General features: G+C 68.8%; 14 protein-coding genes. All 14 read left to right on the forward strand.

Annotated features, from left to right (window positions below; genetic code table 11):
• Nucleotides 1-62 precede the first annotated feature (62 nt).
• The 14 genes from gspL to pelG all read left to right on the forward strand — a co-directional run bounded on the left by gspL (nt 63) and on the right by pelG (nt 21672).
• Nucleotides 63-1316 carry a type II secretion system protein GspL gene (gspL, locus tag F615_RS0111460; RefSeq protein ID WP_019561330.1) on the forward strand — a complete coding sequence of 418 codons (1254 nt, stop codon included), beginning with the start codon at nt 63-65 and terminating at the stop codon, nt 1314-1316.
• The gene (locus tag F615_RS0111465) at nt 1313-1816 is read left to right on the forward strand and encodes a type II secretion system protein M (protein ID WP_019561331.1); all 504 of its coding nucleotides are present in this window, start codon (nt 1313-1315) and stop codon (nt 1814-1816) included. Before gspL ends, F615_RS0111465 begins: the two co-directional genes overlap by 4 nt.
• Nucleotides 1813-2763 (forward strand): type II secretion system protein N, encoded by a 951-nt coding sequence (gene gspN, locus F615_RS0111470; protein WP_019561332.1) that lies wholly within the window; start codon nt 1813-1815, stop codon nt 2761-2763. The genes F615_RS0111465 and gspN overlap by 4 nt, the downstream gene beginning before the upstream one ends.
• The gene (gene gspD, locus F615_RS0111475) at nt 2760-4988 is read left to right on the forward strand and encodes a type II secretion system secretin GspD (protein ID WP_019561333.1); all 2229 of its coding nucleotides are present in this window, start codon (nt 2760-2762) and stop codon (nt 4986-4988) included. Before gspN ends, gspD begins: the two co-directional genes overlap by 4 nt.
• 16 nt (nt 4989-5004) lie before the next feature.
• Entirely contained in the window at nt 5005-6426 is a 1422-nt protein-coding gene (gene gspE / locus F615_RS0111480; protein WP_019561334.1) for a type II secretion system ATPase GspE, read from the forward strand.
• A 4-nt stretch (nt 6427-6430) separates the two neighbouring features.
• Entirely contained in the window at nt 6431-7645 is a 1215-nt protein-coding gene (gene gspF, locus F615_RS0111485; RefSeq protein ID WP_019561335.1) for a type II secretion system inner membrane protein GspF, read from the forward strand.
• Between the two features lie 292 nt (nt 7646-7937).
• Nucleotides 7938-8930 carry an AAA family ATPase gene (locus F615_RS0111490; protein WP_019561336.1) on the forward strand — a complete coding sequence of 331 codons (993 nt, stop codon included), beginning with the start codon at nt 7938-7940 and terminating at the stop codon, nt 8928-8930.
• 109 nt (nt 8931-9039) lie between these two features.
• A complete protein-coding gene (locus F615_RS0111495) occupies nt 9040-11844 on the forward strand; it encodes a bifunctional glycoside hydrolase/polysaccharide deacetylase family protein (RefSeq protein ID WP_245558352.1) in 2805 nt (934 codons plus the stop codon).
• A complete protein-coding gene (locus F615_RS0111500) occupies nt 11829-15530 on the forward strand; it encodes a tetratricopeptide repeat protein (RefSeq protein ID WP_019561338.1) in 3702 nt (1233 codons plus the stop codon). Before F615_RS0111495 ends, F615_RS0111500 begins: the two co-directional genes overlap by 16 nt.
• Nucleotides 15531-15582: 52 nt before the next feature.
• The gene (locus F615_RS18385) at nt 15583-16152 is read left to right on the forward strand and encodes an LpoB-related protein (protein WP_019561339.1); all 570 of its coding nucleotides are present in this window, start codon (nt 15583-15585) and stop codon (nt 16150-16152) included.
• A complete protein-coding gene (locus tag F615_RS18390) occupies nt 16152-17570 on the forward strand; it encodes a hypothetical protein (RefSeq protein ID WP_019561340.1) in 1419 nt (472 codons plus the stop codon). The genes F615_RS18385 and F615_RS18390 overlap by 1 nt, the downstream gene beginning before the upstream one ends.
• Nucleotides 17571-17576: 6 nt before the next feature.
• The gene (locus tag F615_RS19200) at nt 17577-18680 is read left to right on the forward strand and encodes a tetratricopeptide repeat protein (RefSeq protein WP_019561341.1); all 1104 of its coding nucleotides are present in this window, start codon (nt 17577-17579) and stop codon (nt 18678-18680) included.
• Entirely contained in the window at nt 18677-20302 is a 1626-nt protein-coding gene (pelF, locus tag F615_RS0111520; RefSeq protein ID WP_019561342.1) for a GT4 family glycosyltransferase PelF, read from the forward strand. The genes F615_RS19200 and pelF overlap by 4 nt, the downstream gene beginning before the upstream one ends.
• Entirely contained in the window at nt 20302-21672 is a 1371-nt protein-coding gene (pelG, locus tag F615_RS0111525) for an exopolysaccharide Pel transporter PelG (RefSeq protein WP_019561343.1), read from the forward strand. The genes pelF and pelG overlap by 1 nt, the downstream gene beginning before the upstream one ends.
• The last annotated feature ends 7 nt before the right edge of the window (nt 21673-21679 follow it).

The following is a 21679-nucleotide window of genomic DNA, read 5'->3' on the forward strand; positions in this document are numbered from 1 at the left end:
CGACATTTCTTCACACCAGGGGTGAAGGGATGCGCATAATGTGTTGATTTGAAACGCCTTCCATGAGTGTGCTTGTCATCTCGCTGGCCCCCAGGCCGCGCCTGAGTGCGCACAGCGACTCCGCCGCAGAGTCGGCCGCCGCATTGCGCGCGCCGAGCGAGTACGACTATGTGTGGAGCCGCGACGGCCTGACGCCCCACCGGCACGGCCGTTGTGCGCCCGCCCTGCTGCCCCGGGCCGACAGCGTCGCAGCCGTGGTGGCCGCCGAAGATGTGTCTTGGCACCGCGTGACCTTGCCCAAAGCCCCGCAGGCGCGCCTGCGGGCCGCGTTGGTCGGGGTGCTGGAGGAGATGTTGCTCGAGGAGGCCGAGGACACCCATCTGGCAGTGGCTCCGGCCGCGCGGGCCGGGGAAGACACCTGGGTGATCGCGACCCACCGGGCCTGGTTGGTCGCGCAGCTGGCCGCGCTGGAGGCCGCTGGCGTCGTCGTCGATCGGGTCGTCCCGCCGGCCGAGCCCGGCGAGCCCAGCCGCGCGTATTTCTACCTCGACGACTCCGGCGAGGACGAACGTCTGCGGATGGTGTGGGCCCGCCCCGACGGGGTGCTGTCCCTGCAGCCGACGGGCACCTGGCTGCGCCAATGCCTCAGCGAGCTGCAATCGGGGGACTGGGGCGTGTCCTGGGCCGCCGAACCGGCGGCCGTGGCCGCTGCCGAGGCCATGCTGGGACAGCCCGTGGACGTGTGGCCGCGCCCCGAGGCAGCGCTGCAGGCGGCTCAATCGGCCTGGAACCTGCGCCAGTTCGAGCTGAGCAGTCGGCCGCGCGGTGTGCGCGCACTGCGCAAAGCCTGGAGCACCCTGCTTGGGCCGACGTGGCGTCCCGTGCGGCTGGGCCTGGCCGTGCTGCTGGGCGTGCAGCTCGTGGGGCTGAATGCCTGGGCCTGGAAACAGCGACAGGAGCTGCAAGCCTTGCGGGCCGAACAAGTGGCCTTGCTGCAGGCCACGTTTCCGCACGTGCGCGCGGTGCTCGACGCCCCCGTGCAGATGCAACGTGAAATCGAGCTGCTGCGTGCCCGTGCCGGCCGCCCGGGGGAGACCGATCTGGAGCCGATGCTGCAAGCGGTGGCCCGGGCCTGGCCGCCAGGCCGGGTGCTCGAAGGGCTGAGATTCGAGCCCGGGCAACTCACCCTGGCGGTGGGCGACTGGCCCGACGAGGCCATCGCCGAGCTGGCCCGGCAGCTCGCCCCCGAGGGCTGGGCCGTGGAGCGCAACGGCCCTCAAGTCACCGTGCGACGCTCCATGGGAGGGCGCTCATGACGCTGGAGGAACTGCGTCAGCACTGGCAGCAACGGCTGCGCTCGCGCTGGAGCGCGCTGGACGAGCGTGAACGCCGCCTCATCCGCGCCGCCGCCGCGATGGTGCTGCTTGCGCTGCTGTGGGCCGTGGGGCTGCAACCGGCGCTGCGCACCTTGCGCGACACCCCGGCGCGGCTGGCCGATGTCAGCACCCAATTGCAACACATGCAGCGCCTGGCCCAAGAGGCCCGCAGCCTGCGTGAAGCGCCCACGGTGGCCATGGTGCAGGCCACGCGGGCCCTGCAGGCCGCCGCCGAGCGGCTGGGCCCATCAGCCCGCTTGAATCTGCAGGGGCCGCAGGCCACCTTGGTCGTGCAAGGCGTGCCCGGCGACCTGCTGTGGACCTGGCTGGGCGAGGCCCGCAATGCGGCGCGGGCCCGTCCGGTGGATGTGCAGCTCACCCGCAGCGGCAATGGCTACAACGGCACCATCGTGCTGGTGCTCGGTGGAGACGCGCCATGAGCTGGCTGGCCACCCGCCTGGGCCGCTGGCGCGCTGGCCGCCGTCGGGCCGATGCACGGGATTCGCACTTTGCGGTCTCGCAGTTCGGACCGTCCCGCTTCGGCGCTTCGCGCTTCCCCGTGTCGCGCTTGGACTCAGCCGCCAGCGCCGCCGCCCGGGCCCGCCAAGCCCGTTTGCGCCGTTGGAGCTGGGCCGGCGCCCTCACCGGTGCGCTGCTGGCCGTGCTGTTGTACGCCCCGGCCACGTGGCTGGCCTCGGCCGTGGCAGCCGCCAGCGGCGAACGCGTGCTGCTGGCGCAGGCCCGGGGCACGGTCTGGAATGGCGATGCGGTGCTGGTGCTGTCTGGCGGCCCGGGCAGCCGCGACGCCGCGGCCCTGCCCGGGCGCCTGCACTGGAGGCTGCGGCCCGCCGGTCTGGGCGTCAGCGTGCGGCTGAGCCAGTCCTGTTGTCTCCATGGCGAGGTGGGACTGCGCGTGCGCGCCGGTTGGTCGCGCCTGTCGGTGCAACTGCAAGCCCCGCCGGACTGGGCGGCTCAGTGGCCCAGCGCCTTGCTGGGCGGCCTGGGCACGCCCTGGAACACGTTGCAGCTCGGCGGCGTGCTGCGCCTGTCCAGCCCGGGCCTGACGCTGGAAAGCGCCGCCGGCCGATGGCTGGTGCAAGGCCGCGCCGACCTGGACATCCTCGACGCGTCCTCGCCCCTGGTCACGCTCAGTCAGCTGGGAAGCTATCGCTTGAGCCTGTTCAGCAACGAGCAGGGCCAGGTGCAAATCGTGCTGTCCACCCGGGAAGGCGCGCTGCAGCTCAGTGGCGATGGCCTTTGGGGGCCCAGCGGCGTACGCTTCCGAGGCGAGGCCCGCGCCAGCGAAGGCTTCCAGGACGCGCTGGACAATCTTCTGAACATCATCGGGCGGCGTGATGGCGCGCGCTCGGTCATCTCGATCGGATGAGCATGGAACGCATTCTTTCGGCTCGACGTGGCCTGCAAGCCCTGCGAGCGGCCCTGGCCGCCGGCCTGCTGTGCCTGTGCACCCCTGTGGCGGTCTGGGCGCAGGCGCCAGCCGGCGACGCCAGCGGCCAAGTCACGCTGAATTTCGTCAATGCCGAGATCGACGGCGTGGCCCGCGCGATGGGCCTGATCCTGCGCCGCCAGTTCGTCATCGACCCGCGCGTCAAAGGGCAAATGACGCTGTACAGCGAGCAGCCCATGAGCCGTGCGGAGGCCTACATGAGCTTCCTGGCCGCGCTGCGCGGCCTGGGCTTTGCGGTGGTCGAGGTCGAGGGCCTGTACAAGATCGTGCCCGAAGCCGACGCCAAGCTGCAAACCGGCGTGGTGTCCGCCGGGCCGGGGGTGGCCGCACGCGGAGACACCATCCTCACCCAGATCTTCCGCATCCAACACGAAAACGCGAACAACCTCGTCACCATCCTGCGCCCGTTGATCAGCCCCAACAACACGATCAACGTCAACCCGGGCAACAACTCGCTGGTGATCACCGACTATGCCGACAACCTGCGGCGGCTGTCGCGCATCATCGCCGCGCTGGACCTGCCCAATGCCACCGATGTGGAAGTGATCCCGCTGCAACACGCGGTGGCGGCCGACGTGGCCGTGCTGGTGCAGCGCCTGGTCGATCAGCAAAGCACCGCCACGGCCGCCAGCAACGCCCCGGCCGCCGCCGCCCCAGGCGCCGCGCAAGCCGTGGCCGGCGGCAGCACCTCGGCCGGCGTGGTGCTGGCCGATTCACGCACCAATGCCTTGCTGGTGCGCGCCACCAACCCGGCCCGTTTGGCGCTGATCCGCTCGATCGTGGCCAAGCTCGACGTGCCCGGTGCTGCCGGCGCCGGCGGCAGCAACATCCACGTGGTCTATCTGAAGAACGCCGACGCGGTGCGGCTGGCCCAGGTGCTGCGCGCTGCCTTCCCCAGCGACGGGCGCGGCGGCAGCGCCAGCAGCGGCGGCAGCGGCACGCTCACCGGCGCGCCGGCCAGCGCCACCGGCGCCACGCTGGGCAGCGCCGCCGGCAGCAGCCTCGGCTCGACCCAGGCCACGGCCCCGGTGGCCGCCACGGCGCAGCCGTCCACCGGCGGCTTCATCCAGGCCGACCCGGCCACCAACTCGCTGATCATCACCGCCCCCGACCCGCTGTACCGCCAGTTGCGCGCGGTGATCGACCAACTCGACTCGCGACGCGCCCAGGTCTATGTCGAGACGATGATCGTCGAGGTCAATGCCACCAAGGCCGCCGACGTGGGCTTCCAGTGGCAAGGGCTGTTGGGCAAAGACGGCGACAAATGGGGGCTGATCGGCGGCACCAACTTCGGCAGCGGCGGCAACAACATCATCCAGCTGTCCTTGGCCGCGGCCACCGGCGGGCAAAGCGGCTCGCTGCCTTCGGCCGGCCTGAACGTGGGCATCGTGCGCAATTTCCTGGGCACCTACTCGCTGGCTGCGCTGGCGCGCTTCCTGGAGCAAAACGTGGACGGCAACATCCTGTCCACGCCCAATCTGGTGACGCTGGACAACGAGGAGGCCAAGATCACCATCGGCCAGAACGTGCCCTTCGTCACGGGCCAGTACGCCAACACCGGCAGCAGCGGCACGGTCAACCCGTTCCAAACCATCGAACGCAAGGACGTGGGCATCACCCTGCGCGTCAAGCCGCAAATCGGCGAAAACGGCACGGTGCGCCTGACGATCTATCAAGAAGTCTCCAGCGTGGTCAACCAAAACGTCTCGCAAGGCGTGGCCGATGCCACCGCGGGACTGGTCACCAACAAGCGCTCGATCGAATCGAGCGTGGTGGTCGATGACGGCCAGATCATCGTGCTGGGCGGGCTGATGCAAGACCAATTCACCGACAACCGCGACAAGGTGCCGGTGCTCGGTGACGTGCCGGTGCTTGGCGGACTGTTCCGCAGCGAGAACCGCTCGCGCGTGAAAACCAATCTGATGGTGTTTCTGCGTCCGGTGGTGATGCGCGATCAGGACGCCTCCAACCGCCTGTCTTGGGACCGCTACGACCACATGCGCGCTCAGCAGCTGGCCTCGCAGCCGGTGCCACGGGTGCTGCTGCCGGTCAACGAAGCCCCGGTGCTGCCTGCGCGCGAGCTGCCGCCACCGGCCGATGCCGCCACACCCCCAGTGCCGGCCCCTGCAGCGCCCCCGAACTGAAGAGGCCCACGTCGCGATGGCTGCCCGATACCCTTTGCCCTACGCCTTCGCCAAGGCCCACCACTTGCTGCTGGAAGACGATGGCCAACAGCTGACCTTGTGGGCCGACGCCCAGGCCGCCGCCCCGGCACTGTCCGAAGTGCTGCGCCATTTCCGGGTGGACCGCCTCGAACACGAGCCCCAGGCCAGCCTGGCCCCGCGCATCGCCGCGGCCTATGCCGGCGGCGAGTCCAGTGCCGCAGCGGTGGTGGGCGAGGTCGAAAGCGCCGTGGACCTGTCGCGCATGATGCAAGACCTGCCTGCGGTGGAGGATCTGCTGGAGGCCGCCAATGATGCGCCCATCATCCGCATGCTCAACGCCTTGCTCACCCAGGCGGCCAAGGACGGAGCCAGCGACATCCACATCGAGCCCTACGAGCGCAGCTCCTCGGTGCGCTTCCGTGTGGACGGCACCTTGCGCGAAGTGGTGCAGCCCAACAAGGCCCTGCATGCGGCGCTGATTTCCCGGCTGAAGATCATGGCCGAGCTCGACATCGCCGAAAAGCGTCTGCCGCAAGACGGGCGCATCTCGCTGCGCATTGGCGGCCGCGGGGTGGATGTGCGCGTCTCCACCCTGCCCTCGGCCCATGGCGAGCGGGCCGTGCTGCGCCTGCTGGACAAGGGCGACACCCGCTTCACACTGGAGAGCCTGGGCATGGGCGGCGACACCCTGGCGCGGTTTTCTCGGTTGATCGACCAGCCTCACGGCATCGTGCTGGTCACCGGCCCCACGGGCAGCGGCAAAACCACCACACTGTATGCCGCCCTGGGCCGCATCGACACCAGCACCAGCAATGTGCTGACGGTGGAAGACCCGATCGAATACGAACTGCCCGGCATCGGGCAGACCCAAGTCAACCCCAAGATCGACCTGACCTTCGCCAAGGCGCTACGCGCCATCTTGCGGCAAGACCCGGACGTGATCATGATCGGGGAAATCCGCGATTTCGAAACCGCGCAAATCGCCATCCAAGCCTCGCTGACCGGCCATTTGGTGCTGGCCACGCTGCACACCAACGATGCGCCTTCGGCCGTCACCCGGCTCATCGACATGGGCATCGAGCCCTTCTTGCTCAGCTCCAGCCTGTTGGGTGTGCTGGCCCAACGGCTGGTGCGCAAGCTGTGCCCACACTGCAAGCGCCAGGACGAATCCGGCCGCTGGCATCCGGTGGGCTGCAAGGAATGCGGCATGAGCGGCTACAAAGGCCGCACCGGCGTGTACGAGCTGATGGTGGCCGACGACAAGATCCGCGCGCTCATCCATGGCCGCGCGGCCGAATCGCAGATCTTCGTGGCTGCCGAACAAGGCGGCATGCGCACCATGCGCGAAGACGGCGAACGGCTGGTGCAAGCCGGCATCACCTCGCTGGAAGAGGTGCTGCGCGTGACGCGGGATTGAGCCCATGCCGGCCTACCGCTTTGAAGCCCTCGATGCTGCCGGACGCACCAGCACCGGCCTGATCGAAGCCGACAATCCCAAGGCCGCGCGTGCGCAATTGCGTGCGCAAAAGCTCGTGCCGCTGTCGGTAAGCCCCATCAGCGCCGTTGCCGACACGCCCGGTGCGGTGCGTCTGCGTGGACGGGTGTTCAGCACCACGGCCCTGACCATCTGGACCCGCCAGCTGGCCGGGCTGGTCGGCTCGGGGCTGCCGCTGGAGCGGGCCTTGACCGCGCTGGCTGACGAGGCCGAGGACCCGCGTCAACGCGAACTGGTGGCTCATCTGCGCAGCGAGGTCAATGCCGGCTCGTCCTTTGCCAAAGCCCTGGGCACGGCCCCACGCGAGTTCGACGAGATCTACCGGGCCGTGGTGGCCGCAGGCGAGCAAAGCGGCGGGCTGGGTCAGGTGCTCGAAAAGCTGGCCGACGACCTGGAGGAGCGCCAAGCCCTCAAGGCCCGACTCGTCGGTGCGGCGCTGTACCCGGCCATCGTCTCGCTGGTGGCCGTGGTCATCGTGGTCTTTCTGGTCACCTATGTGGTGCCCCAAGTGGCCTCGGTGTTCACCGGCAGCAAACGCGCCCTGCCCTGGTTGACGGTGGCCATGTTGGGCCTCAGCGACTTCGTGCGCCAGTGGGGCTGGCTGGCCGCGCTGGGCCTCACCGGCGCTGGCGTGCTGCTGGCCTATGCCTTGCGCCATGACGGCTTCCGTGAAAGTTTCGATGCGGCCTGGCTGCGCCTGCCCCTGCTGGGGCGGCTTTCGCGCGGGTACAACGCCGCTCGCTTTGCCGGCACTCTGGCCATGCTGGCCGGCGCGGGGGTGCCCATCCTGAAGGCCTTGCAAGCCGCAGCCGAGACGCTGAGCAATCGCGCACTGCGTGCCGATGCGCTGGACGCCCTGGTGCAGGTGCGCGAAGGAGCGCCCCTGGCCGCGGCACTGGCCAGCAAGAAACGCTTTCCCGGCTTGCTGGCGATGTTCATCCGCCTGGGCGAGCAAACCGGCACCTTGCCCACGATGTTGGCGCGGGCCTCGACCCAACTGGGCCAGGAGGTGCAACGCCGAGCCCTGCAACTGGCCACCGTGCTGGAGCCTGTGCTCATCGTGGGCATGGGCGTGATCGTCATGCTCATCGTGCTGGCGGTGTTGCTGCCCATCATCCAGCTCAACACCTGGGTGAAGTAGACCCCGGCAAGCCGCGCAGCCCCCCCGGCCCACCGCAGCCGCGGGGCGCACGGACGGGGCTCAAGCAGGGGAACAGGCGGGCCGCGGGAAGGCTCTCATGCGTCGATGCGCACGGTAGGTTGCGCAAAGCCCCCGAAGACCACTGGCTTTTGGCATGTGCGAATCTTCACGTGATGCGGCCCGGGCCGGGCTTCGGCCATCAACAGGCGGGGGTTTCCCCGTTTAATCGGGACATGCATCCCGCTAGGCTTTGCTGCAATGACCCCACCGGCCGCAGCAGTGGAGGTTGTCGATGAGCTCGCATGATCTGGTTCCCGTGAAAGACACCACCATTCCGATCGCGCACATGCGCAGCGTCTACCGCCTCAGCGACGTGGAGCGCCGGCTGGACAAGCTGCCGCAAAAAGAACATGAGCATTTGCGCGCCACTTATGAGCGCATGATCGAACGCGGCCCCGAGCGCTTCCAAGTCAAGCCCTCGGGCCTGCCGGCGATGGCTCCGCTGTACGAGGAGTTGCCCAATTTCACCGAAGTGCTCGACGACGTGAAGCGCCAACTCGCCCTGTGCGAGGACAGCCGCGACGCGCTGGAGATCACGCCGATGCTGCTGTTGGGCCCGCCCGGGGTGGGCAAGACACACTTTGCCCGGCGGCTGGCGCAGCTGCTGGGCACGGGCATGGGGTTCGTTGCGATGAGCTCCCTGACCGCCGGCTGGGTGCTCTCGGGCGCCTCATCGCAATGGAAGGGCGCGCGGGCCGGCAAGGTCTTCGAGACCTTGGTGGAAGGTCAGTATGCCAACCCGGTCATCGTGGTCGATGAAATCGACAAAGCCTCGGCCGATTCGACCTACGATCCGCTGGGCTCGCTGTACAGCCTGCTCGAACACGACACGGCCGGCAGCTTCACCGATGAGTTCGCCGAAGTCCCCATCGACGCCAGCCAAGTGATCTGGGTGGCCACGGCCAATGACGAGCGCGCCATCCCGGAGCCGATCCTGAACCGGATGAACGTCTACACCGTGCCCGCGCCGGACCGCGAGGCCGCGCGCAAGATCGCGCTGCGATTGTATGCCTCCATCCGCGCCGAGCACGATTGGGGCGCGCGCTTCGAGCCCGAGCCGCAGGAAGCCGTGCTGGACCGCTTGGCCGAGTTGGCCCCGCGCGAGATGCGCCGCGCCTGGATGACGGCCTTTGGCAACGCCAAGCTCGAGCGGCGCAGCCGCATCGAGGTGCGCGACCTGCCCGATCTGGGCACGCGTCGCAGCCCGATCGGGTTCGTGCACTGACCGGCGGTGCGAGGCCGGGCGGCCCCAACCCGTAAGCCCAAGTCAGCCGACCGGCTTTGGCGCGCCGCCACGGCGCGCTGCCAGGGGCTGAACGACAATGCGCCCCGTGATGCATCGACGCGACTTTCTGCGGCAGTGGCCCGCATGGGCCGCCGGATGGAGCGCCTGGCCGCTGATCCAAGCCCAAACAACCAGCCCCACCCCCAGTTCCATGATCGTCGGCGACGGCGACGATCCGGCCGTTGCCTTCTTTTATGGCCCGCAGCCGCCGCTGGATGCCTTGCGCTTGTACGACTGGGTCGTGCTCGAACCCGAGCACGCGCTGGCCGCGCGTGCCGACGTGGCCTCCTGGCTGGCGCCGCACAGCTTGGCCTTTGCCTATGTGTCTGTGGGCGAGGTCCACCCTCAGCGCCCCTATGCTGCGGCCCTGCCCTCGGCCTGGGTGCGCCAACGCAATGAAGCCTGGGGCTCCTGGGTGATCGACCAGAGCGCGCCGGGCTGGCCAGCCTTCTTCCTGGACCGGGTGATCGCGCCGCTGTGGAACGCTGGCTTTCGAGCCTTTTTCCTCGACACGCTCGACGCCTACCTGCTGTTCGCCACGGACGAGGCCAGCCGCGGCGCCCAAGCCCAAGCCCTGCGCGAGACCCTGCGCGCCATGGTGCGGCGCTGGCCGCAGGTGCGGCTGATGCTCAATCGTGGGTTCGAGCTCATCGACGACGAGCTGACCCCGCACGTGGTGGCCGTGGCCGCCGAATCCCTGTATCGGCGCTACGATGCCGCCAGCAACACCTATGTCGAGGTGCCCGAGGCCGATCGGCGCTGGCTGTTGCAGCGTTGGGCCGAACTGAAGCGCCGGGGCCTGCCCGGCATCGCCATCGACTACGTGCCCCTCGGCCAGCGCGGCCTGGCCCGGCAGACGGCGCAACGCATCGCCGCCCATGGATTGATCCCCTGGGTGGCCGATCCGGCGCTGGAGACACTCGGGGTGGGCGCCATCGAAGCCGTGCCGCGCGAGGTGCTGCTCCTGCACGATCCCGTCGACCCCCACCATCTGGAGCTCCGACAGCGTTCGGCCCATTTGTACGGCGCCTTGCCCTTGGAAGCCTTGGGCCTGGTGCCACGCTACCTCGCGGTCGATGCGCCGGCCCCGGTCGGCCCCCTGGCGGGCCGTTACGCCGGCGTGGTGCTCTACCTGGACAATGTGGCCCATGCCGACGCTGCCGTGCCGCTGTTGGACCGTGCCCGGTCGGAGGGCGTGCCGGTCGTGCTGCTGGGCCAAGTGCCCGCGGCCCTGCTGAGCCGCTGGGGCGCCACGCTGACCTCGGGCCGGCTGCAAGCGCCGGTGCAAGTGCGGCGCGCCCCGGACGTTCCAGCCGCCGAAGCCTTGCCCCGCGTGTTGCCCGAGGCTTCCGTGTTGCTGCGCGCAAACGCCCAGGCGCAAGTGTGGCTGTGGGCCGAAGACGACCAGGGGCGCCGCATGGACGGTGCGGCCATCACGCCTTGGGGCGGCTACGCCTTGCCAGGCTTTGCGCTGTACAACCTGCCCGGGGGGCTGGGCCACCGTTGGTGCGTGGAGCCGATCGAGTTCCTGCGCCGCGCCTTGAGGCGGGGGCCCGACCCCATGCCCGATGTCACCACCTGCGTGGGCCGCCGCGCCTTTTTCGTGCATTTCGACGGCGACGGCTGGCTCAATCGCTGCAACCTGCCTGGCACGCCCACGGCCGGCGAGTACCTGGTGCGCGAGTATTTGATGCGCTACCGGGTCCCCATCACGGCCTCGTTCATCGTGGGGGAACTCAGCGAGCAAGGGGTGTTTCCCGAGCAGGCTGCGCTGGCCCAGGAATGGGCGCGCCAAGCCCTGGCGCTGCCCCATGTGCAAGCCGCCAGCCACACCTGGTCGCATCCGTTTCACTGGGGCGAAGCCTCGGGCAAGGCCGATGCCTCCTACGAGTTGCGCTACGGTGTCCACCTGAAGCTGCCCGGCTACGTTTTCGACATGCGCACCGAAATCGTCGGGGCCAAGGAATGGATCGCCGATCGCCTCTGCCCCCCCGGCAAACCGGTGGAGATGTTGTTGTGGTCGGGGGATTGCAACCCGCCCCCCTCGGCCTTGGCACTGGCGCGGCAAGCCGGCCTGGGCACGCTCAACGGCGGCGGTGGCGCCATGAGCCGCCTGCGCCCCAGCCTGACCGCGCTGTGGCCCATGGGCCTGCCCAAAAAAGCCGAGTACCAGGTCTACGCCCCCGCATCCAATGAGATGGATTACACGAACAACTGGCAGCCCCCGTATACCGGCTACGAACACGTGGTCGATACCTTCACGATGACGGATGGGCCCTACCGACTCAAGCCAGTGAACATTTACTTTCACCCATATCTCGTGACCCAGCCGGCCGGCGCCAAGGCGCTGCATGCGGCATTTGCCTGGGCGCTGGACCAAGCCCTGCATCCGATCACCGCGCGTCAGTATCACGACACCGTGCATGCGTGGCGAGCCGCGGCAGTCGGACGGCGGCTGGACGGCAGCTGGCGCTTGAGCAGCCCTGCGCCGCTGCGGCAATGGCGACAGCCCCGCGCCGCCCAGCCGCCTTCGGTGAGTCGCAGCCGACAGGTGGCCGGCTGGCAGGACCATGGCCCGCTGCGCTATGTGCACCTCACGGCCGACCGGGCCGAGCTGCGCAGCGGCGCTGCGGCCGCTCGCATCGTCGATGCGAACGCCGCGATCGTGGAGTTTCGACAACGGCCCGACGGCGGCTGGCAGGCCCGGCTGCAAGGCCATGTGCCGGTGGAATTGCGCGTGGAATTGCCCGCCGGTTGGCGAGTGCTCACCTCTGCGCGCCTGCGGCGAGAGGGCCCGTTGGCCGTAATGCAAAGCGCCAGTTCTTGGCTCGAGGTGCAATGCCTGCCGGGTTGAACACGCCAGCCTCCACCGCCGAGGCTCCGCCCAGGGCCCCACTGCTGAGTGTGTCGCCCGACGACCCTCGCCGTAGCCGACTGCTACCGCGAGGCGCCTTGCTGGGCGTCGGCGGCGTGTGCCTGGCCGTCTTGGCCATCGTCTTTCCCGGCGAGGGCCTGATGCGCTTGGTCGAACGCTCGGCCAATCATGCCTTGGCCATCGACTACCTGCACAACCTCTTGCGTTTGCACCCGGGCGATGCACGGCTGCTGCGGCTGCTGGCCGAGCGCTATCTGGCCATCGGCGAGGTGCAGCGCGCCTGGGACGTGTTGCAAACCGTGGAGGACGCCTCGGCCCAGGCCCTGCGCGAGCGCGTGGCGCTGCAATCCTGGCGCGCCGCCCGCTCCGAAGGCCGTCTCGAAGAGGCAGAGCGCTGGCGGGGCTGGCTGCTGGGACACCTCGCCCAGCGCCGCCCCACCTCGGCAGAGGCCTGGATCGACACGCTGGAACGGCTGCACGAACTCGAGGCCCTGGAGGCCGAAAGCCCTTGGTTGAAGCAAGCCGGCACCTGGGGACGCCGTGCGCCCTCGCAAGCCCAGGCCTTGGCGCGCCGCTTGCTCGGGCTGGCGCGCCCACGGGCAGCGGCCGAGCTGCTCACCGAAGCCGCGCGAGCCAGCACGGCGGCGGCCCAACCGGCCTTGTGGCGCGCCGCCGTCCAGGCTTGGCTGAGCGCCAACGAACCCCCGCGGGCCTGGCACACCGCCCAGGCCTTGGCCGCGCGCACGCCGGTGCCACAGGCCGACGCCTGGCTGCTGGCCCGCTTGGCCTTGATGACCGATCAGCCGCAAACCGCCGCGCGCTGGCTGCGCCTGGCCCTGCGGCTGCACGAACCCGAGAGGCTGGGTACAGCCCCGACCCTCGATGAAGCCACCCTGGAAGAAGCCTGGGGGATCTTCGTCAGTGCAGGGGACCATGCCGCTGCTTTGGCCATCAGCGATCGAGCGCGCCGTCTCGCGCCCAACAGCACCGTGTGGGCCGAACGGCACGCCCGCGTGCTCGAATGGAGCGGCCGCCCCCAAGAGGCCCTGGCCTTGTGGGTGCAGCTGATGCGCGGCCCTGTCGCCCGTCTGGCGCAGCAAAGGGTGCGCGCCCTGGCTCCCGGCCTGTTCGATTGGAACGCTTTGATCGGCTACTGGCGCACGCGCGCGGCCACATCGACCTTGTCGGCCGAAGAGTGGCGCAGCTACATCGACTTGCTGCGCCAGCAAGGCCTGAGCGAGCAAGCCGTCGAAGTGGCACGACAGGCCGCGGCCCAGCACCCCGCGCTGGATCGCGTCTTGGCCGCCTTGCTGTGGAACGAAGGACACATCGACGACGCCCTGGCCGCATACCGGCGCGCCGCACGCGGCGGCTGGCTCGACACCGAAGCCCGCCTGGAAGCCGCCAGCGCCATGCTGATCGCCTTGCGCCTGGAAGAAGCCGCCGGCCTGCTCGCCCCCGATCCGCCGGCACCCACCCCTGCCGCGCTGCGCGAGAGCTATCTGGAATTGCGCGCCGATCTGGCCTGGGAACTGGGACGACACCAAGACGCCCGGCGCGACTACGAACGCTTGTACCGTGAAGCCCAAAGCAACGATGCCGAGATGAGTGACTATCGGGCCCAGCGTCTGCTGACCTTGACGCGACGCCTGGACGGCGCTGCAGCCGCCCTGCGCTTGGCCCCGGCGTTGTGGCTGCGCGGTGCCTCCGAAGGTTTGGCCGAGCTGTGGCTCGATGTCATTGCCGAGCAGCCCAGCGTGCACACCTTGCGTCAATGGGAACAGGCCATGGCCGAGACCGCCGTAGGGGCCTTGGTCCGACAGCGACCGAGCCTGCTGCAGCGCCAAGCCGCGGTGTGGCGGCTGTTGGGCCGCAGCGAGCGCGCCGAGCCCTTGCTGCGACGCGCCCACGCGCTGGCACCGCAAGACGTCTCCATCCTGACCGACTGGGTGAGTTGGCTGGTCGATCAGCGCCGCTGGGACGATTTGCGGCACACCTTGTCCGAGCATGCCCAGCGGCTCGAACGCGACCCCGAAGGGCGCCTGGTATTGACCGAAGCCGTGCGCGCGCTCGGCCACCCGGCCTGGGCGCTGCGGCTGATGCGTGCGCAGCTGGAGCAACGCCAGCACGACCCGCTGTGGCTGGCCGCCTATGCCGAGGTGCTCGAAGAACTCGGCCAGGAGGCTCAGGCCCGACACGCGCGTGAGCGCGCCTGGGCCTTGTTGCGAGCGCCTCGCTCCGGCACCGACGCACCAGCCGATGCGGCCCAGGCCGCGCGCGCTTTGCAAGCGCAGTTGTTGCAGCTGCGCCTGGCCACCGGGCGCATGTCCCCAGAGCAAGTACAAGCGCTGCTGGCCGGGCTGCGCGAGCGCCTGCGCCTGGGGGACCTCGACGCGGACAGCCAAACGCAAGTCGACGCCAGCCTGGTGCACGCCTTGTTGGCGATGGAGCTCGACTCCTGGGCCGATTGGTGGTTGGCCCGCCGCACCCTGAGCGGGGCCCTCGGCGCGGGCTTGCGCGTGCTGCGCGCCCTCGCGCACCGCGATGTCCAGGGCGTGCGCGACCATCTGGACCCCGGCCGCGCCGCGCTCAGCCCGGTGGACCAGGCCGAAGCCGCCTGGGCGATCGGCCAGCGCGGCAGCGCCCTGGCCGCGCTGGGCGCACAACTGGAAGCCGCCGCCGCGCGCGACGACGATCCGCAGCGCCTGCGCAGCATCGCCACCCTCACGGCCGAGCGGCAACGCGAGCAAGCGCATCAACTGCGCCTGGGGCAAACACAGGACACGCTGGCCGGCTTGTCGATACAACGCACCCAAGTGCAAGCCGACCTGGCCTGGGGCGAACGCTGGACCCTGCAAGCCCATCTAGGCCAAGAGCAGCTGAGGCGACGCACAGACTCGCTGCTGGCGCCCCTGCCCTCGGACCTTCGGATGGGGGGACTGAGCGCCACTTGGCATGATGAACGCTGGTCGCTGGGGGCTTGGTGGCGCACCCACGGACTGGGTGCGCGCCGCAACACCTGGGGGCTCGACACCGGCTACCGGCTCACCGACCGCCAGCGCCTGCAGCTGCATGTCGCACTGGATGCGCCTGTCTTGGACACCGAGCTGCTGCGCGTGGCAGCCCGCCGTCACCAGCTACAAGCCCAGTGGGAAGGCTCGCATGGACGTTTGTATGCCAGCACCCAGCTCAGCCTGGCGCGCTACCACACCGACGCCGGCGGCCGGCTCGGTCAGGCCAGCCAATGGCGCGCCGAGGCCGGATACTGGCTGCGCCGCACCGAACCGGTTCTGGCCGTGCGAGGGTATGCTGCGGTGCGGCGCGAACGGACCGACGACACCCCCCGCCCCGAGCTGGGCCGCTGGCTGGCCTCGGGCGACACCGGGCTGTCCGGCGCGCAAGTGATGCCCGGCTCGCAAGACGAAGTCGGACTGAGCGTGCGCTGGGGACAAGCCGACGGTCTGGCCTCGCGCCGCTGGTGGCCGCAGTTGGAACTGGGCCTGGCGCACTCCCGCCGCAACGGCTTGGTGCCCAGCGCATCCCTCGGCTGGCGCGGCCCTTTGCTGGGCGGTGATGAGTGGCAGTTGAGCGTGCAGCACAGTCAGTCCGACACCGGCCCCAGCCGATCCGTGCAATGGCAATACCGACATTGGTTCGATCGATGACCCCCTTCAAGCTGACCCACCCGACCAAGCACATGCCCAAGGAGCCTCGCCCATGAACGATTCGATGACCACGCGCCGCTGGTGGAGCGTCTGCTGGACGATCCTGCTGAGCCTGAGCCTGGGCGCCTGCGCGGTGCAAGCCCTGCCACCGCGCGCCTTCACGATCGCAGCGCAAGACACGCTGGCCGTCTTGCCCTTGCACAATGCCACCGAGGCGGCTTACGCCGACCGACGCGCCCAGGCCATCTTGCTGTCCCTGCTGCAACAGCGCGGCCTGAAAACCACGCTCTATCCCCAAGCCCCCACCGACAACCCGCTGCAGGCCAGTGTGCCGCCCAGCACGTCCGAAGCCCTGCAGTGGGCGCGGCGCGAAGGCGCCACCTGGGCCCTCACCGGCACGGTCACCGAATGGCGCTACAAAAGCGGCGTGGACGGTGAACCCGCCGTCGGTCTGACCCTGCAACTGATCGACCTGCGCAGCGGCGAGGTCGTCTGGTCGGCCACCGGCGCACGCACCGGTTGGGGTTATCAAGCCTTGGCCGCCGTGGGGCAAGCGCAAATCGAAGAGCTGTTGCGAGGCGTGCAAGTGCGCGCTGCCGGAACCAGCGAGGGCCCGCGCTGATGCTGTCCAAACGGGCCCGTAGCCGACTGCGCCGCCGTCGCTCCTGGCTGAGCCGGGTGTGGCGCCCGCGCGCGACCACCGCCGCCTGGTGGGCCTGGACCGAAAGCGCTTTGCTGCCGGTGATTGCGCTGGGGGTGGCCTGGCGCTTGAACCCGTCCGATCCGCTGGCGCTGCATGCCGCCTTTCCGTGGGTGTGGTTCGGCGCCTGGCTGGCGGCCGTGCGCTACGGGGCGGGCTATGGACTGGCCGGCGCGGCGCTGTATGCCATCGTGTGGTGGTGGCAACACGGCGCGCCCGTGGCCGGTGTGGCACTGTTCGGGCCCAGCGGGGGGCACTTTCCCGGCGAATTCTTTCTCGGCGGCACCTTGATGACGCTCGTGCTCGGCGAATTCGGCTCCGCGTATCGGCGCAGCGAACGCCTGCACCAAGAAACCGCCCGGGACTTGAGCGTGCGCCTGGAGCGCACCAAGCGCCGGCTGTTCATCGTCAAAGAAGCCTTGGCCACGCTGGAACAAGAACTGGTGGACCGCCCCTTGACGCTGCGGGATGCCTTGCTGGACTTTCGGCAACTGTGCGCGCAGTGGCAGCGCACCCACCCCGAGGCCGACGACGCCGAACGCATCCGTCTGCCGCAAGCCGTCGGGTTCTTGCAGTTGCTCAGCCAATCGTGCCGGGTCGTGGAGTCCGCGATCTTCGTGCGCGATCCCGCGCAACCGAGCGGTTGGCATCAGGCCGCGGTGCTCGGCCACGAGCTGCCCGAGCTCGACGACACCCATCCCCTGATCGCCACCGTGCTGGACAATGGCCATGCGGCCCACATCGCCCAGGAAGCCCTGGGCGATGTGGACACCAGCGACTGGGTGTATGCCGCGGTCTTGCGCAGCGACGAACAAGGCCAAGTGCAAGCCCTGCTGGTGGCCCACACCATGCCCTTCATGGCCTTCGAGCACACCAATCTGCAGCGCCTGCAAGTGCTGGTCGATGCCTATCGCGACTTCGTCGAACGGGAACAAGGCGTCGGTGAGCAGCGAGAAACCTGGCCCGAGGCCCCCATCGAGTTGCAACAAGAATGGACGGCGCTGGTCCGCCTGAGCCGACGCGCTCGGCTGCACAGCCATGCCGTGCTGTGGGCCTTGCCCAAAGACCTGCCAGCCGACGCGCGTGCCCGCATGGAGCAGGCCCAACCGGTGGAAAGCGAAAGCTGGCAATTGACCGGCCCCACGGGCCGCGTGGCCTGGGTGACCGTGCTGCCGCTCAGCAGTGCAGCCACCCTCGACGCGTATTTGCGACAAGCCCGCGAGGTCTTGCAAACCGCGCTGGCCGGCGAGTTCGAACCGTCGATCTACGACATCCAGGCCGCGCACAGCTTCGCGCAGCTGCGCGATGAGGTGCGACGCCATTTGCACACCACCGCTTGAGCCGCCATGGACACGACCAGCCTGAGCAAGTTGGCCAGTGGCGCAGTGGCGCTGGAAGCTGGCGCTTTGGCCCTGCTGTGGAGCCCCGATCCGGCGATGTACTGGGCCTTCTGGGCCGGCCACGCCGCAGCGGCCGCACCCACCGCCTTGCTGGGCTGGAAGCTCCTGCCGCCCCCTTTGCAACGGCCCAAGCGCTGGTCGCTGGCCCTGGCCTACACCGTGGCCTTGATGATGCCCGTGTTGGGGGTGGTGGGCGTGGTGCTGGCCGCTTGGCTGGCCCATGCGCTGCCAGCGCGCGTGCGCCGGCGCGACCATCTGCGCGAGGCGCCCACACTGGAGGTCTTTGCCATCAGCCTGGACATCGAACAACGCCCCGACGAATTGCCCGCGGGACAAGTCGCCCGCATGGCACGCGATCCGGGCCGCGCGCGCGCGCAACGCATCCGGGCCGTGCTGGCGTTGCGCGAGATGGCCCCGCGCGTGGCCGTGCCCACCCTGCGTGCGCTGCTGGCCGACCCCGACGAAGAAATCCGCTTGCTGGCCTACAGCATCGTCGAGGTCTGGGAGCGCGAGCTCACCGCCAAGCTGCAAGCCGCCCTGCGCGAGCTGCAGGCCTTGCGCGCGCAAGGCGCCCACGGCCCGGTGCTGTCGCGCGCAGCCCAGCAAGTGGCCGAGCTACAGCTCGAGTTCGTCTACCAAGGCTTGGCCCAAGGCGATTTGCGCGACTTCACGATGGATCAAGCCCGCACCTACTGCCGCATCGCCTTGGAAGCTACCCCCGAGGAGCCCAGCTTGTTGATGATGCACTTGCGCCTGAGTCTGGCCCAAGGGGCGCACGGCGAAGCACGCGACATGCTGCTGCGGCTGCGCGCCACCGATGCCAGCCCAACGATGTGGCGTCCCTATGCAGCCGAGCTGGCGTGGCAGGAACGACGCTACCAAGACGTGCGCGAGGTGCTGCGCCCGATGCACGCCGACCAAGTCGCCCCGCGCCTGCGCCCGGTGGTGCGTGTGTGGGCGCGCCCGCAGCGCGGCGAGCCACGCGTCTCGCGGCCCGCGCCCTTGAGCGATGCGCGCCCGCTGAGTGACATCACCGAGGCCCTGGTATGAGTCGCCCCCCACTGGACCGTGTGCCTGCCCCTGGCCAACGCATCGACGTGATGCTGCTGCTGGAAGGCACCTACCCCTATGTGTCCGGCGGCGTCTCCAGCTGGGTGCATCAAATCGTCAGCGGCTTTGCCGACCTGCGCTTTCACATCGTGTTCATCGGGTCGCGTCCCGAAGACTACGGCGCACCGCGCTACCAAATGCCGTCCAACGTGGTCGGCTTGACGCACCACTACCTGTTTGCCGAGTCGGCCTTGCCTGCGCCCAGAGAATGGCGTGGCCAGCGCCGCACGGCCGAGGTGGTGGAACGCTTGCACGAGGAGTTGCGCCGCAAGCAAGACGCCCATGCCCGGGCCGAACTGCTGGCGCGCAGCCTCAAGCTCATGCGCGAGGACATGACCCTGTCGTATCTGTTGCACTCGCATGAGGCCTGGCGGTACCTGACCGAGCAGTATCAGTTGCGTTGCACCGACCCGTCCTTCGTCGACTACTTTTGGACGGTGCGCACCATGCACACCCCGCTGTGGACCCTGGCCGATTTGGCCGAGCACCTGCCGCCGGCGCAGGTGTATCACACGGTCTCGACCGGCTATGCCGGCTATTTGGGCGCGGTGCTGGCACGCCGCCACGACCGGCCGCTGGTGCTGTCCGAGCATGGCATCTACACCAAAGAGCGCCGCATCGACCTGTTCTCGGCACAGTGGATCAGCGACAACTTGCCGGTGCTCGAACGCAGCGCGGGACAAACCGGCTATTTCCGTGAGCTGTGGATTCGCATGTTCGAGTCGCTGGGACAGATGTGCTACGACGCCGCCGACCCGGTCATCGCCCTGTACGAGGCCAATCGCCAGCGACAGATCGCCGACGGTGCCGACCCTCGCACCACCTGCAACATCGCCAATGGCATCAACATCACCCCATTGGCCGCCACCCGCGCGCAGCGCCCCGACCCCCCACCGCCGGTGATGTGCCTGATCGGGCGTGTCGTGCCGATCAAGGACGTCAAAACCTTCATTCGTGCCGTGCGCGTGGCCAGCAATCGCGTGCCCGGGCTGCAAGGCTGGATCGCCGGCCCCGAAGACGAAAACCCCGACTACGCCCGCGAATGTCACGAGCTGGTGCGCAGCTTGGAGCTGGAAGACAAGGTGCGCTTCCTCGGCTTTCAAAAGCTGGTGGAATTGATGCCGCGCATCGGGCTGGTGGTGTTGTCTTCGATCAGCGAAGCGCTGCCCTTGGTGCTGTTGGAAGGCTTTGCGGCCGGCGTGCCCGCGGTCACCACCGATGTCGGTTCATGCCGGCAATTGATCGAGGGCCTGGGGCCTGAGGACCAAGCCCTGGGAGCTGCCGGCCAAGTCGTCGGTATCGCCGATGCGCAAGCGCTGGGCATGGCCTGCGCACGACTGCTCGGCGACCCCGGCGCCTACCGCAGCGCCCAAGCCGCCGGCATCGCCCGGGTCGAGCGCTACTACACCCAACCGCTCATGTTCGACAAGTACCGCCTGGTCTATGAAGATGCGCTGGCGCGCAGCCGCCAGCGAGCGCAAGGGCAGGCCGACGAGGTCGGCCGAGTCGCGGCCATCCTGCGTGGCGAAGCCCCCTGGCCAGACGCTGGAGGAGCCCACTGATGGCTGGCATCGGCTTCGAGCTGCGCAAACTGCTGCGCACCGAGTCCTACCTCGGGCTGCTGCGGGCCTATACCTACGCCTCCATCATCAGCTCCGGGCCGTGGGTGTTTTCCATCGTCGGCCTCATCGCCATCGGCGTGTTGTCGCTGGGCACGGTCTACCCCGATGTGCTGATCGTGCAATTCCAGGTGACGGTGACGCACCTCATCATGGGCTCGCTCATCTTCACCGGCGGCCTGCAGCTGGCATTCACCCGCTGGGTGGCCGACCGATTGTTCGAAAAACGCCCCCAGATGGTGGTGCCCAACTTCCTGGGGGTGACCTTGGTGACCACCGCCCTCAGCGGCACGCTGGCCTGGGTCGTGGCCTGGTTCGGTTTTCGCGAGGCCAGCCATCTGTACCGTGTGCTGCTGGTGTGCGGCTTTGCGCTGCTCAACAACATCTGGGTGGCCACGGTCTTGCTGTCGGGCTTGAAGCAGTATCGGGCGATCCTGTGGTTGTACGGTGGCGGATACGGCTTGTCGGTGGGCTTGGCATGGGCCTTGCGCCCCTTGGGCATGGAAGGCCTGTTCGCCGGCTTCCTGGGCGGGCAGTTCGCGCTGTGGTTCGGCATGGTGGCTCTCATCCTGCGCAACTTCCCGCTGCGCGAACCGATCTCGCTGGCCTGCTTCGGCCGACGCCAGATGTACCCCGAGCTGCTGTGGGCCGGGTTGTTCTACAACCTGGGTGTCTGGATCGACAAGCTGGTGTTTTGGTGGTCGGAGGCGACCTCGCAGCACATCATCGGCTGGATGCGCGCCTCGGTGATCTACGACTTGCCGGTGTTCCTCGCCTACTTGTGCGTGATCCCTGGCATGGGCATCTTCCTGGTCAAATTCGAAACCGACTTCGTGGAGTGGTACGACAAGTTCTACAACGCCGTGCGCGAAGGCGGCTCGCTGTACGACATCGCGCACTACCACGACCGCATGCAAGAAACCGTGCGCGAAGGCTTGTACCAGATCATGAAGGTGCAGACGATCACCTTGCTGGCCGTCTACACCTTCGTCCCGTCACTGTTCGACTGGATCGGCATCAGCGATCTGTACATTCCGCTATTCCTCGTGCAAGCAGCAGCCGCCAGCTTCCAGGTCATGCTGCTGGCCGTGCTGAACGTGCTGTACTACCTCGACCGGCGGCGCGAAGTGGTGGCCATCACGCTGAGCCTGGTCGTGCTCAACCTCGTGCTGTCTCGCTGGTCGATCGAGCTGGGGGCCGAGTTCTTCGGCTACGGCCTGGCCCTGGCCCTGCTGGGTGCGCTGCTGCTGGGCCTGACCCTGGTGCAGCGGCTGTTCCGAAAACTGGAATACCAGACCTTCATGCTGCAGTGAGGCCGGC

It is taken from the genome of Caldimonas manganoxidans ATCC BAA-369 (genome assembly GCF_000381125.1).
Lineage (GTDB): Bacteria > Pseudomonadota > Gammaproteobacteria > Burkholderiales > Burkholderiaceae_C > Caldimonas > Caldimonas manganoxidans.

Bases quoted from the DNA above. Each gene is read 5' to 3' on its own strand.
- gspL (WP_019561330.1), top strand. From the start codon at position 63: ATGAGTGTGCTTGTCATCTCGCTGGCCCCCAGGCCGCGCCTGAGTGCG.
- F615_RS0111465 (WP_019561331.1), top strand. From the start codon at position 1,313: ATGACGCTGGAGGAACTGCGTCAGCACTGGCAGCAACGGCTGCGCTCG.
- gspN (WP_019561332.1), top strand. From the start codon at position 1,813: ATGAGCTGGCTGGCCACCCGCCTGGGCCGCTGGCGCGCTGGCCGCCGT.
- gspD (WP_019561333.1), top strand. From the start codon at position 2,760: ATGAGCATGGAACGCATTCTTTCGGCTCGACGTGGCCTGCAAGCCCTG.
- gspE (WP_019561334.1), top strand. From the start codon at position 5,005: ATGGCTGCCCGATACCCTTTGCCCTACGCCTTCGCCAAGGCCCACCAC.
- gspF (WP_019561335.1), top strand. From the start codon at position 6,431: ATGCCGGCCTACCGCTTTGAAGCCCTCGATGCTGCCGGACGCACCAGC.
- F615_RS0111490 (WP_019561336.1), top strand. From the start codon at position 7,938: ATGAGCTCGCATGATCTGGTTCCCGTGAAAGACACCACCATTCCGATC.
- F615_RS0111495 (WP_245558352.1), top strand. From the start codon at position 9,040: ATGCATCGACGCGACTTTCTGCGGCAGTGGCCCGCATGGGCCGCCGGA.
- F615_RS0111500 (WP_019561338.1), top strand. From the start codon at position 11,829: ATGCCTGCCGGGTTGAACACGCCAGCCTCCACCGCCGAGGCTCCGCCC.
- F615_RS18385 (WP_019561339.1), top strand. From the start codon at position 15,583: ATGAACGATTCGATGACCACGCGCCGCTGGTGGAGCGTCTGCTGGACG.
- F615_RS18390 (WP_019561340.1), top strand. From the start codon at position 16,152: ATGCTGTCCAAACGGGCCCGTAGCCGACTGCGCCGCCGTCGCTCCTGG.
- F615_RS19200 (WP_019561341.1), top strand. From the start codon at position 17,577: ATGGACACGACCAGCCTGAGCAAGTTGGCCAGTGGCGCAGTGGCGCTG.
- pelF (WP_019561342.1), top strand. From the start codon at position 18,677: ATGAGTCGCCCCCCACTGGACCGTGTGCCTGCCCCTGGCCAACGCATC.
- pelG (WP_019561343.1), top strand. From the start codon at position 20,302: ATGGCTGGCATCGGCTTCGAGCTGCGCAAACTGCTGCGCACCGAGTCC.